We start from the raw sequence: 15,048 nt of genomic DNA on the forward strand, positions 1-15,048 counted from the left end.
TTTTATTAAATCCAAGCGCCACAAACCACACTATAATCCTAAAATCTATCGACTATTTGGTTTTGTCATTGTTCGACACTTTATACCTAGCGCTAACAAGCACAAACAAACGCCCTATGTTCAAACAAATTTATAGTATCGCTAGCTACACTTTATTGGAAGCATTACGCAATCGCTTGAGTTGGCTGATGCTGATTGTCGCCTTGCTTGGCATAGGTTTAAGTGGCTTTTTGAATGCACTTGCATTAACTGAGAGCCAAGCAACACAGCTTGCTTTGCTCGCGGCTTTTTTACGTTTTTCTGCCGCATTTTTACTGGCCACTTTCGTCGTCACCAGCATGGTGCGCGAATTTAACGATAAGGGTTTGGAATTACTCTTGTCGCTTGCCCTGCCGCGCGCCGCCTATCTACTCGGTAAGCTAGCAGGTTTTGCTGCCTTGGCAGTGGTACCCGCCGTCTTATTTGGCTTGTTGACCTTATTTCTTAGTAGTCCCACGCAAAGCTTGCTATGGACGATTTCGCTCATTTTCGAGTTGTGGATAGTCGCCGCCTTTGCGATGTTATGTGTGCTGAGCTTTAACCAAATCATGGCCGCGTTAAGCGCCACGCTAGGATTTTATTTATTGGCACGCTCTATCACTGCGCTGCAATTGATCGCGAAAGATGCACAACTGGAAGCAAGTAATTCGCAACAGTTTATGGGCATGGTAATGAATGGTATCTCGGCAGTCATTCCGCATTTAGACACGTTCACTAAGACTGAGTGGTTGGTATATCGCACGGGACAGTTAGCAGATTTAAATTCGATTGTGCTACAAAGCGCGATTTGCCTCAGTTTATTGGTAGCGGCAGCCTTGTTCGATCTTTATCGTAAAAACATCTGAGTGAGGCGCCAATTTTATGCGTGAACGCCCTATCTCCACGGTTCCAAAATCGGCACTGGGCTTATTGTTGCTAGCATTTGCGGCGCAATTACTCTGGCATTTTATGCAGCCCCCCGTCACAGCCAAAGCAGAAAATTTAATGGCGCCACCTGACTTAGCGAGCATGCGCTTAGCGAGTTTCGGTGAGCCGATTTCTCTCTCAAAAGTCGCCATGCTGTATGTGCAGGCTTTTGATAATCAAGCAGGGATCAATCTCTCGTTTCAACAACTTGATTATGCGCAGGTTGAAGCTTGGTTAGACCGTTCGCTGGCACTCGATCCACGCTCACAATACCCTCTCTTTGCGGCCAGCCAGTTGTATGGGGAAATCAATAACGACGCCAAGCAAAGACGCATGCTCGATTTTATCTATCGACAATTTTTACTCGACCCCAATCATCGTTGGAAAGCAATGGCACAAGCAGCAAACTTGGCGCGCCATCGTTTGAAAGATTTAACACTGGCACAAAAGTATGCGCAGGCAATTCGTCTGAACTCGACGGCAGCTGAGGTGCCGAGCTGGGCTAAGCAAATGGAAATTTTCTTATTAGAAGATATGAACGAACTAGAGCGTGCCAAAATCTTGCTCGGTGGATTACTTCAAAGTGGACAAATCAGCGACCCTCATGAGTTTAAATTCCTTGAGCAACGTCTAGCGGCAATGGAAGCCTCGGCAGAAAAGAAGACGAAAAAACCATGAACGCTGCGAACACCGCTCACTTACTAGTTGTCGATGATGACCCTGCTTTGCGCATGATGCTCAGAGGCGTTTTGGAGTTACATGATTACCGCGTGAGTGAGGCAGAGTCGCGCAATGCTGCTCTCAGTTTGTTGACCGAACAGAGTGATATTGCGGTGGTCATACTCGACCTCGGCTTACCACCGCACGCACACGCGATTACCGAAGGTATCGCCACCTTGCAGGAGATTCAAGCGGCGATACTTCCGGTCAAAGTGATTGTCTTAACAGGGCAAGATCAAGAAGCCGCAGCGCTGGCCGCCATACGTGAAGGCGCATTTGACTTTCTGGCAAAACCAGCAAGTGCGGAGGCTATTTTACGTGCCGTAAAACGAGCCGAATTATTCTTACAAAAAGAACGCGAATTAGGCGAACAAGGCATTACCCGGATTGCGATCAATGCCCAGATCAGCGATGGTTTGAAGGGTGTGCGCGGCGATGCAGAAGAACGTCTGGTACGGCAAATTCTGAAAGAGACTGGCTTTAACGTCAATCAAAGCGCCAAACGCCTCGGTGTGAAACGCGAGAATATTTATTATTTTTTAAAGAAATTCGGTATCGAGCGCGATGCTTAGTCTGATTTATCCCCTGCTTATCGTTATTGGTGCCACCATAGGCTTGGTACTAACTTACTTATGGTGGCAGGCACGCAGCGCCAGTAAGCATAATCTTGCTTTAATACGCCTGAATGAAGAACATAAATTTGACGCCCCGGCCTTGTTACAGCATGCCTGGCCGCTATTAGAAAGCGCAGGACTGCTTGGCCTACGTTGGAAATGTGACTGGTTTGGCATCGTCATTCAAGCGCAAGAAGGCGTACAGCAAGGCAAACCCGCCAAACAAGAAATCCATATAGGCGAAATGCATTTGGTCATAGAGTTTTTTCAAAACCATCGTGGCGAGAAAAAATATTTTGATGCCACCCTGATCGAAACTTTTCTCCTACTCTTGCGCAGCGATATGTGGATCAAAGCCGGTGCGATCCATGCCACGCTGGCACAAATGTCCAAACTCACCCTGTTCCTGCAACACGACATGAAGAATGTCGCGCAGTTTATTCAATTAATGGCTGATCAATTGGCGGAGATACCGGCAGGTAAAGAGCAACAGGTACTCAATTATCTAAGCAACGCCGCACCCTTGATGCGGCAAAGGGCGGATCGCATCGTACAAACCCTGACGCTAGGCCAGCCTCAAGATGAAATTATCCGCACCGTAGATTTGCAAGAATTACTGAGTTCGCTAGTCAACCTATATCAATTACACGCCAACATCTCGGGATCGGCTCAAATCGATATTGCCGAGACCAGTCTGGAAGGTGCTTTGGAAAATATACTCAAAAATTACAGTGATTTGCATTTACGCCTTGGCGGAGCCAAACCTTTAGTAAAAATAAATATCAGTGAGCAAATTGACAGCATCATCATTACCATAGCATCGGAAGATACCCCCGCAATGCCACAAATAGAGCGTTTATTCGAGCCATTCTGGGGCATGAGTCCGAATGGTTTGGGAATAGGTTTATATCAAGCTAAACATTTACTCGAGAGCTGCGGCGCTACGCTCAGCGTTAGTCAAAGCGATAGTGATCGTTTGTCGTTTATGATCAGATTAGTGAAAAAAGAATCGCCAATCTTAAAAGACAGTATTTCCAATTAATATTAGCGATCAGATCATTGTGCTCGGTTCGATTGAATTATTGCCACATGTAAATAAATTAGACATCTTGCGGTGATTTTTCTTTGTGGTAACTTACACTCCGCAAATAGTTTTAATTCAAGTTCTTGTCGTTTTTTGTATTACTCATGGAGTCTGTATGAAACAAATCAAATCTCAACAATCAGGTTTTACCTTGATTGAAATCGCTATCGTTCTGGTCATCATCGGCTTATTGCTGGGTGGTGTATTGAAAGGCCAGGAATTGATAGAAAATTCTCGTATTAAATCGGTAGTGACCGATATGCGTGGTGTATCTTCCGCATTTACTGGCTATTTTGACCGTTATCGTGCTTTGGCTGGTGATGAAGTACTTGCAACTGCGACAGGACGTGGTTGGACAGTTACGGTTGGTGGCAATGCTGATGGTGTGCTGGCATTACCTGTAGCGAATACTTTTGCTGCAGCAGGTCCAGTAGCTGAACATCTGGCTATGTGGCAGGCTTTACGTGCTTCTGGCTTCTTTACAGGCGCCCAAAATGCTATCGGCCTCAACGCCGTACCACGCGCCGCTACTGGTGGTTCGATTGGCGCAGCTGCTGGCCCATACGGTTTGCAAGGTCCGTCGGTTTGCGTATCTGCATTGACTCACAAGCAGGCTCTCGGCGTGGATACCATTATTGATGGTGCTGCAGGCAATAACGTGGGGGACGCACGTGGTGCAGTAGGTGCAGCACCTTTAAACCCAGTTGCGGCAGTTCCAGCGCTTGTTGCATACAACGAAAGTTTAGCAACAACTTGGACTATGTGCCGTCGCTTGCAATAATCTTCGTTTGATCGAATAAAAAAAGCCGGAAATTTTCCGGCTTTTTTTATGGATGAAGCTAACTCATTTTTATATACAAACTGAGTCTTACATGGCTTTGCTCACAATGCTATGATACTTCGTTAAATAATTCTCCTCGCTTATCACTAACATGACTCACGCCGCCATCCACTTACAGCAAGTCGTCAAAAACTACGACAAAAAAACGGTCTTGAAATCGATCGACCTTGAGATCGCACAAGGCGAGTTTTTTGGTTTGGTGGGTATGAATGGCGCGGGTAAAACCACGATATTAAAATGTCTGCTAGATTTTTGCGCAGTCGATCAAGGGACCATTGATATCTTCGGTGTCAGCAACCGCCTGACGCAAGCACGCGAGCCTTTGGCTTTTTTGCCTGAACGTTTTATGCCGCCGTATTATTTGACCGGTAAAGATTTTTTGACCTACATGCTGCGCTTACAGAATATTCCGTATCAAACCGAGGTAGCGGAACAAGCTTTGCAGGAACTCGATTTAGATTTGTCAGCCTTGACCAAGCCCGTGCGTTCGTATTCCAAAGGCATGACCCAAAAGCTAGGCTTAGCCGCCTGCTTTCTGGCGCAGAAAAAACTCTATGTGTTGGACGAACCCATGAGTGGGCTGGATCCCAAAGCACGCGCCTTATTGCGCGCCCGACTGCAGGCATTGCGCGAACAAGGTGGTACACTGTTTTTCAGCTCACATGCTTTGGCTGACGTAGAAGGCATTTGCGACCGCATGGCGATTTTGCATGAAGGCCAATTGCGCTTTGTAGGCAGTCCGCAAGCTTGTCGTGCGCAATATGCTGCAGACACTTTAGAGCAAGCCTATATGCGCTGTATTAGTTTCCCGCCTTAAGGCCACGACTTAAGGCGGCCATGCACAAGCGTTCAACTTCTATTTTGACGCTCCAACAATTCAACGAAGGCCTCAACAGGCACTGCTTTCGAGAAGTAAAAGCCCTGATATTCATCGCACTGGCAAGCTACCAAAGTCTCCAACTGCGTGACATTTTCCACGCCTTCTGCCACAACTTTCAAACCCAAGGTCTTAGCCATCGCGACGATCGCCAGGACGATCGCGGTGTCGTTTGAATCGCCCGGCATATCTTGAATAAACGACCGGTCAATTTTCAAACTATTCACTGGGAAGCGTTTTAAATAGGCGAGAGAAGAATAACCCGTTCCAAAATCGTCGATAGACAAAGTATATCCGGCAGCATTTAAACCATCCATGTGACGAATCGCCTGCTCGTGATTATTCATCACCATACTTTCGGTGATCTCGAATTCTATGTCCTTCGGTTGGACCTTCCAGAAGTCAATCACCTTCTGCAGTTCACCCAATAAAAAATCGTCATTAAACTGCGCACCCGACAAATTAATTGCGACCCGTCCAAATTCCGTGTTCATCGTTTTAAAGTGTGAGATGTCGCGACAAACCATATCCAACACTTGCAAGCCCATCTTACTGACTAAGCCAGCTTCTTCCGCTAGACCTATAAAATGCGAAGGCAAAATGATGCCGTTCTCAGGATGGTTCCAGCGCACCAGCGCTTCCGCCCCCAGAATTTTTCCGTTTACAACGCTCACTTTAGGTTGGTAATGGACAACAAACTCGCGATTGTCTAGAGCGCGCCTCAGTTGCGCTTCAAATGCTAGGCGTTCTACCGTATGCACATTCATATTCGCATCGTAGAACTGGTAATTGTTTTTGCCATTGTGCTTAGCTCGATACATGGCAATCTCGGCATTCTTCATCAAGGACTGAGCTTCTATGCCATCTTGCGGAAACACGGCGATACCTATGCTGGCGCTGATCTGCAATTCTTGACCATTAATTTCGAATGGTGTTGCTACCGCTTGCAATAGTTTGTCTGCGATATCGGTTAATTCGCGCGGTGTTTTATACCGATCCAACAACAACATGAATTCATCGCCGCCCACCCTCGCGATCGTGTCAGATTCCGAAAGTACTATCTTGAGGCGCGCTGCGACATTGCGCAAAACTTTATCGCCTTCATCGTGATCAAAACTATCGTTAATCGCTTTAAATCGATCCAGATCAAGCAATAACACAGCCAAACTGCCATCCGTATCTTCGGCATAAATCAAGGCCTTCGCTAAATACTGACTCAGTAAAAATCGATTCGGCAACTTGGTGACATCATCGTAATGCGCTAATCGTATCGCCTTTTCTTCGGCACGCTTGCCCTCAATCGCGATACTCGAGACATCAGTGGCTATGCTAATCAGACTCAAATCTTCATTACTTAAGGCAGCGGTTGACTCAGAAAATAGGGTGAAAGTACCGAGTATTAATCCCGTTTTACCCATAATCGGCCAAGAACCTACTGCGGCATAATTTGCCAGTAACTTGCGTTGCGCAATAAACTCCATCGACGGCGAACGGGGAATGTCTTGTGTCCACACTGGGACGACATCAATCACGGCCTCACTCCACACACCGTTCCCGAGGCAAACCGGCGCGTCGGTAAGTTGTCGACGCAAAATCTCGGGGAAGTGCGCGCCTATCGTTTGTGTAAATACTTTTTGATCAATCGTCAGTAACTGTACGCCACAATGCCAATGTGGATTATTACGTTCCACAAAGTGACAAGTATCGATCAAAATAGATTCCAAGCTTTCACTACTACCTATCAATTGCAATAATTGATTTTGCCCTTGTAACAAACGCTCCGCATGTTTGCGTAGTGAGATATCTCGCATCACACAAAAAACCATAGGTTCAGCGGAAATCTTGACTCTGCTTAAGGTCACTTCGCTGTACCAGTCTTTCCCTCGTCTATGCGCAATCCATTCAAATTTTTGCACCTTGCCTTTAAAAGCCAAATCAACAAACTTCTTTATCGCCTCGGCTTTTTTTGCTGCAACCGTAGGTTGAGTGTAGCGAAGATCAGCAGAAAACTCACTAATATCAAGCATCAAAAAATCAGTTTTACTATCAACTGCTAACATTTCCAATGCGTTCTGATTGCCATCAACGAAATTGTAAGATTTATCGATCAACAAAATACCATCTTGTGCATCCTGAAATAACATGCGATATCGGCGTTCGCTCTCACTCAATTTGCCGCGCGACAAACGTAAGTTATTGACCTTGCGATACAACAGATATGCGAGCAACAAAGTAAAACTGACTGAGATCATCGCGATCAACAACTTTTGTTCTACACGTTTACGCCACTCTAACAATGTCGTATCTACATCACGACCAAACACGACGACCAGCGGAAAATCGTTCATCTTTAGATAGGTATAAGTCATCACCTGACCGCTGTCTATCAAGGAATTTTCTACCCGGCCATTTTCAGAAAAACTATTTTGTATGCTTTGCGCTACCTTCGCATCAATGCTCTGGTTTTGCGAGGATGCACTCGTGTTGAGCGTTTGGACGATCAACTTTCCCTCCTTATCGTAGAGAGAAATTTTTGCACCGGCATCTTTTGCTACACGCTCATAGAACTCTTGAAAATAAGATAGATTGATATCGGCCTGTACCTGTCCCATGGGGCGGCCGCTTGCATCGAATAGATTGCGCGCCATCGGCAGTAGGTATTGATTCGTCTTTTTTATGGTGAACGGCTGACCAATAACCACACTGCGTTGGTAAGCGTTCGCTGGCTTATTCAAGTCCGCGATATGCGTCAGTGCTGAAACATCGGTCGCCTCTATCGGGAAGCGTAAGGAAGAAGCCCATAGCATGCCCCGATTATCAATTAAAGAGAGTGCATAAATAAACTGTGAATCACGTCGTTGATTGCTTAAAACTTGGCGCGCCTGCGCCTCGTCATGCGCCACTACTTCATTTTTGCCCTGCAACTCTTCACTCACTGCCATAACGGCTCGGGAGGTGTCACTCAGCACACGATTGGCATGCTCTTCTAAAATCCGTACGCTGAGCAGACTGTTACGATTCGCGGCGGCCAAGGTCAGGTTTTTATCTTGGACGATGGACCACCAAGTTTGTGCAACAATAACGAGAACAATCAGCAAAACGCAGCTTAACAATGCCCAAATCGGAACCTCCCAAGCTTCGTCCTTCTTCGTACTACCTGCCATGTTTCACCTCTTCCTGAATCAATAAGGACTGCGAGTCAATCTCAACCCGTTTTGCTTAGTCGCCGCCTGGATCACAAACATTAATGATCCTCAGGTATCAAAAGATAGCAGCTCACAGCTTACGCAGAACAATATAGGGAAAGTCTATTTGAACCCAGATTTTCCACTAGGCGCATCTTCGACGCTACTTGAGCGCTGGCGGCGCATTTTCGGTGACTCTTTTCGTTCTTCGTTGCAAATAGCTAGCTATTTTCGCCTCATTCACGTAAGAACTGCCTCGAAAAGCGCATCCACCATCGTCTCAAATCCTCATGGAAATTCTGGGTTGAATTGAAGTGTATCACTGCATTTGCAGAGTACCAACAAACATGAGGTACGACATCGTAAAACGCCATAAATTTGACGATCTCTCGACTAGATGAAAACTAAGTAAGGAGATACTGAAGATAGAACTTCCGAATAATGACATGGTGGATCTTGATCGAAACAAGATCGCGAAAAAATGAAGCAGGCCGGTAGGCCGGATTCTGTTACGGCGCTTTGCATTGCTACATCGCGCTATGACAATCATTCCTCTAGGCGACGGATTGCTCCGCCGCTCAAGCTTTCTACCCGCACGCTCAGCGAGCCACCTCAACGCGTGCCTATTTGAAATTGCTCCGGGTGGAGGTTACCGCGTTTCACCCTTTGTGGTTTAGCATAGGCTTGCGCCCGCTACTCCCCAAAGACTCGTCTCTGTGGCCCTATTCCTCGCCTTATACCTCAGCTCGCGCCTTAGCTTTCAACGTACGGCCGTTAGCCGTCACCCTGCTCTATGGAGTCCGGACCTTCCTCCCGTCGCCGTGTGAACACGGCAACCAGCGATTGTCTGGCCTGCTTCGGGCGCTATTGTAACAGTTTGCAGAGCGCTACTCGAGCTGTCGAGCGACTAACCGCTTCTAAGTACACTGAAAATTGGGCAAAAGACGGAAACAAAAATAAAAAAACACCGCCGCAGCGGTGTCTCTTAAGTCTAACTACGTCTGATCAATAGGCATATTATCAGCATTAATCAACACTAAAAATTAGCTCTTGGCATTCAACATCTTTTGTTTCAAAGACTCGTCTGCTGGTACATTGCCTATCCAAATTTTGAGAACGGCGTTATAAAACGCAGCATCATTAATGGTCTCACCTACTTTTTGACCATTAAACTGACAAACGATACCAGTGCCTGGAACCCAATCAAATGTCAAAATATCCCCCTTCTTCAATACGGGCACCAAGGAAAACATTTGACCAAATGTGATCATATGCTTAATGAATTTGGAACGTTCTGCGATATCCAAATTGTTTCTCAAACCATCCATGAAACGCTGACCCAAGTCATCATTACTCAAGTCTCGCAACATCACCAGGGTCACACGTTTGGCGCCGGGCAAGGCCAGAACCTCCGGTGTTGTTGACTTTGCCTCTGGTAAGTAAAGCGCGGCGACGTACACTTTGAAGAACACTTTATAACGTATGCCAGCCCCATTTAACTTTAAAGTTTGCGCGCTCACCTGCGCTGTGTCGTCAAGTTTGATGCCGGCGACCGTCACCGTGTCGGCAAGTGCAGGGGCAGATAAGAAAGCTGCGCAGGCAAGGCTAAACAGCGCCAAGCGGCGCTTGGACATTGATACGAAATTCATTGGTGTCTCCTAGTTTTTTAAATATCATCTCAAAAAAATATTTTTTGATTGACTGTGTTTTTTCCACCGATAAAAGATAGTGAAAAACCCTCCTACACGCAAGCGTTTCATTCTGAAAAGTAGAATTTTGGAGTGCCCCCTCCAAAAGTAGCAAAAATACCATTTTCAAAATGCGGTGGATCAATTGCGACCGGGCTGTACCAAGCGTTTACATTCAATTTGTCGAAATAACTACTATTCTGTTAGCGTATCGCTTTTGCTTCTTCACCTTACCTTCACAACTCAAAGTTTCTATGATTACATCCCGATCTGGTGGTCAATTAGTCGTCGACGCCCTGCAAGTGCATGGAGTGGAATTTATTTTTGGTGTTCCTGGTGAAAGCTATCTGCCAGTACTGGACGCACTACATGATAGTCCTATCCGCTTCATTATCAATCGACAGGAAGGCGGCTCTGCATTTATGGCCGAAGCATACGGCAAATTGACGGGCAAACCCGGAATCTGCTTTGTTACGCGCGGCCCGGGAGCAACTAATGCTGCGATAGGTGTGCATACAGCACAACAAGATTCCACCGCAATGATCTTATTCGTCGGCCAGGTTGGTAATGATTTTGTCGAACGCGAAGCATTCCAAGAAATTGATTATCGACGTATGTATGGGACGATGGCGAAATGGGTGGCACAAATCGATCGAGCCGACCGTATCCCCGAATACATTGCACATGCATTTCAAGTCGCGACCAGCGGCCGACCAGGCCCTGTGGTACTCGCCTTACCAGAAGACTGTTTGGCGGCGCAAGCAAGCGTTACCGACACCCGAGCTTACACAGCAATTCAGGCCTCCCCTTCTGTAACACAAACAGCGCAGATTAGAAATTATCTGGCGCAGGCAAAACGGCCTGTCGTGATTCTAGGTGGTGGCGGTTGGGATGCTGAAGCATGTGCCAAGATCACCCACTTCATCGAAGCCAATCATTTACCAGCGGGTTGCGCTTTCCGCTTTCAAGACCTATTGCCGAACACGCATCCAAACTACATAGGCGATGTTGGTATCGGCATTAACCCCAAATTAGCACAACGTATCAAGGATGCAGATCTGGTTTTGGCAATAGGCCCACGCTTAGGCGAAATGACGACCAGCGGCTACAGCTTACTGGACGCACCAGTTCCGAAACAAACATTGATACACATACATAGCGATGCCTTGGAACTAGGTCGAGTTTACCAAGGTGAATTAATGATCAACAGCGGTATGCCGCAAATCGCCGAAGTTCTAAGCCAAATGGAAGCTGTCAATAGCGATGCATGGCGCAACTCGGTCAGCGAGGCCAAAGCCGAACTACTTGCATGGCAATCTGAGCCCGCCATCTTTGCTCAAGAACAAGCGCCACTCAATTTATGGCAAGTTGTACGCAGCATTCAGCAAGCCTGCCCTGCCGACACGATAATCACGAATGGCGCTGGCAACTACGCGACATGGGCGCATCGTTATTTCCAATATGGAGGGTTCCGTACCCAATTGGCACCGACTTCTGGTGCAATGGGCTATAGCATGCCATCTGCGATTGCGGCCAAAATTGTGCAGCCTGAGCGCACGGTGGTGGTATTCGCAGGTGATGGTGAGTATTTAATGAATGGGCAAGAGCTAGCCACCGCCGTCCAATATCAAGCGGGTGTAATTATTGTGGTGTTCAACAACGGTATGTACGGCACGATACGCATGCATCAGGAGAAAGAATTTCCTGGTCGCGTATCGGGCACTCAATTGCACAACCCAGATTTCGCCGCCTTAGCGCGAGCTTTTGGTGCGGCGGGTGAGATAGTAGAAAAAACGGAAGACTTTGCACCGGCTTTAGCTCGCGCATTGGCGCATACGCGAGAAAAGAATTTACCCGCCCTGATAGAACTGCGATACGACGGTAATTTAATTACCCCTGGCGCTAGTCTGCAAAGCTTACGAAAGCAAGCTCTAGCCAATAAACAAAAAGTCTAGGACGAGACAGGCCCTAGGGCCTGTGAGTATTCTCTGTGCAAGATCAAGGTGGCTTATGAAATGCCGGACTACACTCAACCGGCATCAAAAAATCCAATGAGGAGACGTAATGAGAATTTCATTTCATGGCGCAAATAAGGATGTCACTGGCTCTTGTCACTTAATTCAATGCGCGGGTAAAAAGATCTTAATCGATTGTGGCATGTTCCAAGGAGGGCGTGACTTATCCGAAGAGAACGCCGAAGACTTTGGCTTTGTTGCCAGTGAAATCGATTATGTGCTGCTGACGCATGCCCATCTCGATCATTGTGGACGATTACCCTTATTGGTAAAGCGCGGTTTTCGCGGTGAGATCATTTCTACTTCAGCTACCAAAGATCTAGCACGTTTAGTCTTACTCGATTCCGCCCATCTGCAAGAATCTGAAGCAAAATTTCAAGCAAAAAAATTTGCCCGACACAGCGATGCGCCCCCACCAGACGCTTTATACACCCTGTATGACGCCACCCGTTGTTTTGACTATTTTGGCCGCGAGGCAAAATACGAACACAATATCCACATAGCAAATGGAATCAGCGCGACCTTCTACGAAGCAGGCCACATCTTAGGCTCAGCCTGTATCTTTCTCGATTTGAAAGAAGAAGGCAAACATGTTCGTGTTTTGTTTTCTGGTGATTTGGGTAGTGATGGCAGAAAAATTTTGCGCGATCCTGCGGTACCACCCAAGGCCGATATCGTAGTAATGGAAACAACTTATGGCGATCGCTTGCATCGCTCTTTAGACGATTCAGTGGCAGAACTTTACCAAGCCATCAATAATACTTTCGCGCATGGAGGCAACGTCATCATTCCGACCTTTGCTTTAGAACGTGCGCAAGAAATCCTTTGGTATCTGCGAGAAGGCGTAGAGCGAGGGATTTTATCCGCGTCTATGCATGTGTTCTTAGATTCGCCGATGGCCATCTCTGCGACCCAAATTTTCCGTCAACATCCAGAGTGCTATGACGAAGAAAGCGCGGCCCTGTTTAAGCAAGGGAAAGATCCATTTCATTTATCGAATTTGCATATCACACGTGATCTGGCTGATAGCATGGCGATTAATCGCATCAACGGTGGTGCGGTTATTATGGCTGGCTCTGGCATGTGCACGGGAGGTCGGGTACGGCATCACCTCAAACACCATCTGTGGCGCAAAAACGCTAGCGTGGTGTTTGTTGGCTTCGCGGCTTACGGTACCTTGGCGCGCAAGATTATCGATGGCGCGCGCAGCGTCTACTTTCTCGGTGAAGATTTTTCTGTGAATGCCAACATTTATACTATCAATGGATTTTCAGCGCATGCAGACCGGGATGAATTGCTGGCTTGGCATAAGCAAACCCATGCAAAAAAAACGTTCTTAGTTCACGGCGAAGAAGATGTAATGCATATTTTTGCCAAAAATCTTAACGCAGCAAGCAAAACCGAAGTCATTATCCCTAGCAAATCGCAAGCTTTTGAACTTGGCAACGACATATAGTCACAACCGATTTGCAGATTCACCGTCTTGTTACCAAGCTGAGTACTAGGTGGAATCACCAGTGCAGGGTAAAATTAGTGCTTTCCCCTTGTTGCTGCCCACGGTACACCGGCATTGCATCGCAACTTTCACTTTTTTGGAGTAACAATGATAGCTAAACAGATTTTCAAAGCCGCGTATGTTGGTTTGTTCACTAGCGTGATTACTGGTGTAGCCACACCGGCATTTGCCGGTACTGATTTCACACAACTAAAGACCTTAAACCAAAGCGAATTCCATCGCCTCGCGACTGACTTCACTTCTGTTAGCAGCTATAAAGGCGTGACGCCAGCAGCCCCTTTAGGCATCACGGGTTTTGATATCGGTGGCGAATTGAGCTCCACACAATTAGGCAATAGCTCAGTCTGGAAAAAAGCGGGGGCGGATGTCTCCACTTTGTTTATGCCTAAAATTCATGTACACAAAGGTTTGCCATTCAACATCGATGTCGGCGCCTCGCTCAGCGCAGCGCCTGATTCTGATATCAAATTGTTCGGTATGGAAGCACGCTATGCCTTGATCGAAGGTGGTGTTGCTATGCCTGCTGTGGCAATACGTGGTGCTTACACCAAGTTATCCGGCGTCAGCCAATTCGCTGCAAACACAAAGAGTGTGGAACTGCTAGCGTCTAAAGGTTTCGTCATGTTTACACCGTACGTAGGCATTGGTCGTGTCTGGGGTGCAATTACTCCAAACGTCGGCGGTCTACAAAAAGTATCCCCAACTGCGAACAAACTGTTCGCCGGCATTAACGCCAATTTGGGTTTAGTGAATCTGGGTGCTGAGCTGGATCGTACGGGCGACAACGACACAGTTAGCGTCAAAGTCGGTTTCCGCTGGTAAGGTTTAACACCTAAACTTGCAATGAATACCTTAACTTAAAGCGCGCGACCGACTATGTCTGCGCCATCCATGTCTTTTTATTGTCTAGGCGAACGTGCTGTTGTCATGCAAACGAGCACAGACAAGATTGATCTGATTCATCAGAAGAAACTATGGCATGTGGCGCAGCAATTGCGAGATCTCAATCTCTGCATTGACATCGTGCCAGGCATGAATAATCTGACAGCGATCTTTGATCCGCTACTGCATTCTTCCGACGACATTTTGCGCACATTGAAAGACCTGTTTCAGCATAGCAAAGATAAGTTTCAGGGTGGTCGCGAAATTGCAATTCCAGTGCATTACGGTGGCGATTCTGGGCCTGACTTGCCATTCGTTGCAGAGCATTGTCAGCTATCACTTGAAGACGTCGTCAAGCGTCATTGTGCTGCCAACTATGTCGTGTATTTTTTAGGTTTCCAACCGGGCTTTGCCTATCTCGGTGGTATGCCTGAAAGTTTGGCGACGCCGAGGCGCGCCGAGCCACGCTCGCGTGTGCCTGCAGGCTCAGTCGGAATTGGTGGCAAACAAACTGGGATCTATCCTGCTGCGAGCCCAGGTGGTTGGCAGTTGATTGGTCATACGACACTGAAACTATTTGATCCACAGCGAGCCGAACCAACACTTTTGCAACCGGGTGATAGCGTACGATTTGTTGTCGAACATATTCAGTTCTCTTAACACACGCTACTTAACACACGC

General features: G+C 47.0%; 12 protein-coding genes and 1 other RNA gene. 10 read left to right on the top strand and 3 right to left on the bottom strand.

Going from position 1 to position 15,048, the window contains the following annotated elements; genetic code table 11:
- The first annotated feature begins 116 nt into the window (after window positions 1-116).
- The 6 genes from ACO0KZ_RS02650 to ACO0KZ_RS02675 all read left to right on the top strand — a co-directional run bounded on the left by ACO0KZ_RS02650 (window position 117) and on the right by ACO0KZ_RS02675 (window position 5,021).
- A complete protein-coding gene (locus ACO0KZ_RS02650; RefSeq protein WP_422992434.1) occupies window positions 117-884 on the top strand; it encodes an ABC transporter permease in 768 nt (255 codons plus the stop codon).
- 16 nt (window positions 885-900) lie between these two features.
- Window positions 901-1,623: a hypothetical protein gene (locus ACO0KZ_RS02655; RefSeq protein WP_422992436.1), complete on the top strand. Its 723-nt coding sequence runs from the start codon at window positions 901-903 to the stop codon at window positions 1,621-1,623.
- Window positions 1,620-2,237, top strand: a complete 618-nt coding sequence (locus ACO0KZ_RS02660) for a response regulator (protein ID WP_422992438.1) — start codon at window positions 1,620-1,622, stop codon at window positions 2,235-2,237. Before ACO0KZ_RS02655 ends, ACO0KZ_RS02660 begins: the two co-directional genes overlap by 4 nt.
- Window positions 2,230-3,321: a sensor histidine kinase gene (locus ACO0KZ_RS02665; RefSeq protein ID WP_422992440.1), complete on the top strand. Its 1,092-nt coding sequence runs from the start codon at window positions 2,230-2,232 to the stop codon at window positions 3,319-3,321. The genes ACO0KZ_RS02660 and ACO0KZ_RS02665 overlap by 8 nt, the downstream gene beginning before the upstream one ends.
- A gap of 157 nt (window positions 3,322-3,478) precedes the next feature.
- Window positions 3,479-4,144: a prepilin-type N-terminal cleavage/methylation domain-containing protein gene (locus ACO0KZ_RS02670; protein ID WP_422992442.1), complete on the top strand. Its 666-nt coding sequence runs from the start codon at window positions 3,479-3,481 to the stop codon at window positions 4,142-4,144.
- 151 nt (window positions 4,145-4,295) lie between these two features.
- Window positions 4,296-5,021 (top strand): ABC transporter ATP-binding protein, encoded by a 726-nt coding sequence (locus tag ACO0KZ_RS02675; RefSeq protein WP_422992444.1) that lies wholly within the window; start codon window positions 4,296-4,298, stop codon window positions 5,019-5,021.
- 32 nt (window positions 5,022-5,053) lie between these two features.
- Here ACO0KZ_RS02675 and ACO0KZ_RS02680 read toward each other — a convergent pair whose 3' ends face one another.
- The 3 genes from ACO0KZ_RS02680 to ACO0KZ_RS02690 form a co-directional block, all read right to left on the bottom strand.
- The gene (locus ACO0KZ_RS02680; RefSeq protein ID WP_422992446.1) at window positions 5,054-8,245 is read right to left on the bottom strand and encodes an EAL domain-containing protein; all 3,192 of its coding nucleotides are present in this window, start codon (window positions 8,243-8,245) and stop codon (window positions 5,054-5,056) included.
- 500 nt (window positions 8,246-8,745) lie between these two features.
- An RNA gene (gene rnpB, locus ACO0KZ_RS02685) (RNase P RNA component class A) lies at window positions 8,746-9,125 on the bottom strand.
- Window positions 9,126-9,309: 184 nt separating this feature from the next.
- Window positions 9,310-9,915, bottom strand: a complete 606-nt coding sequence (locus ACO0KZ_RS02690) for a chalcone isomerase family protein (RefSeq protein WP_422992448.1) — start codon at window positions 9,913-9,915, stop codon at window positions 9,310-9,312.
- 293 nt (window positions 9,916-10,208) lie between these two features.
- Between ACO0KZ_RS02690 and ACO0KZ_RS02695 the strand changes: the two genes are divergently transcribed.
- From ACO0KZ_RS02695 to pxpB, 4 genes are all read left to right on the top strand, one after another.
- The gene (locus ACO0KZ_RS02695) at window positions 10,209-11,909 is read left to right on the top strand and encodes a thiamine pyrophosphate-binding protein (protein ID WP_422992450.1); all 1,701 of its coding nucleotides are present in this window, start codon (window positions 10,209-10,211) and stop codon (window positions 11,907-11,909) included.
- A gap of 109 nt (window positions 11,910-12,018) precedes the next feature.
- Window positions 12,019-13,425 carry an MBL fold metallo-hydrolase RNA specificity domain-containing protein gene (locus ACO0KZ_RS02700; protein WP_422992452.1) on the top strand — a complete coding sequence of 469 codons (1,407 nt, stop codon included), beginning with the start codon at window positions 12,019-12,021 and terminating at the stop codon, window positions 13,423-13,425.
- A gap of 147 nt (window positions 13,426-13,572) precedes the next feature.
- The gene (locus ACO0KZ_RS02705) at window positions 13,573-14,307 is read left to right on the top strand and encodes a hypothetical protein (protein ID WP_422992454.1); all 735 of its coding nucleotides are present in this window, start codon (window positions 13,573-13,575) and stop codon (window positions 14,305-14,307) included.
- Window positions 14,308-14,361: 54 nt separating this feature from the next.
- Window positions 14,362-15,027 carry a 5-oxoprolinase subunit PxpB gene (pxpB, locus tag ACO0KZ_RS02710; protein WP_422992456.1) on the top strand — a complete coding sequence of 222 codons (666 nt, stop codon included), beginning with the start codon at window positions 14,362-14,364 and terminating at the stop codon, window positions 15,025-15,027.
- The last annotated feature ends 21 nt before the right edge of the window (window positions 15,028-15,048 follow it).

Source organism: Undibacterium sp. Di24W, assembly GCF_049340325.1.
Lineage (GTDB): Bacteria > Pseudomonadota > Gammaproteobacteria > Burkholderiales > Burkholderiaceae_D > Undibacterium.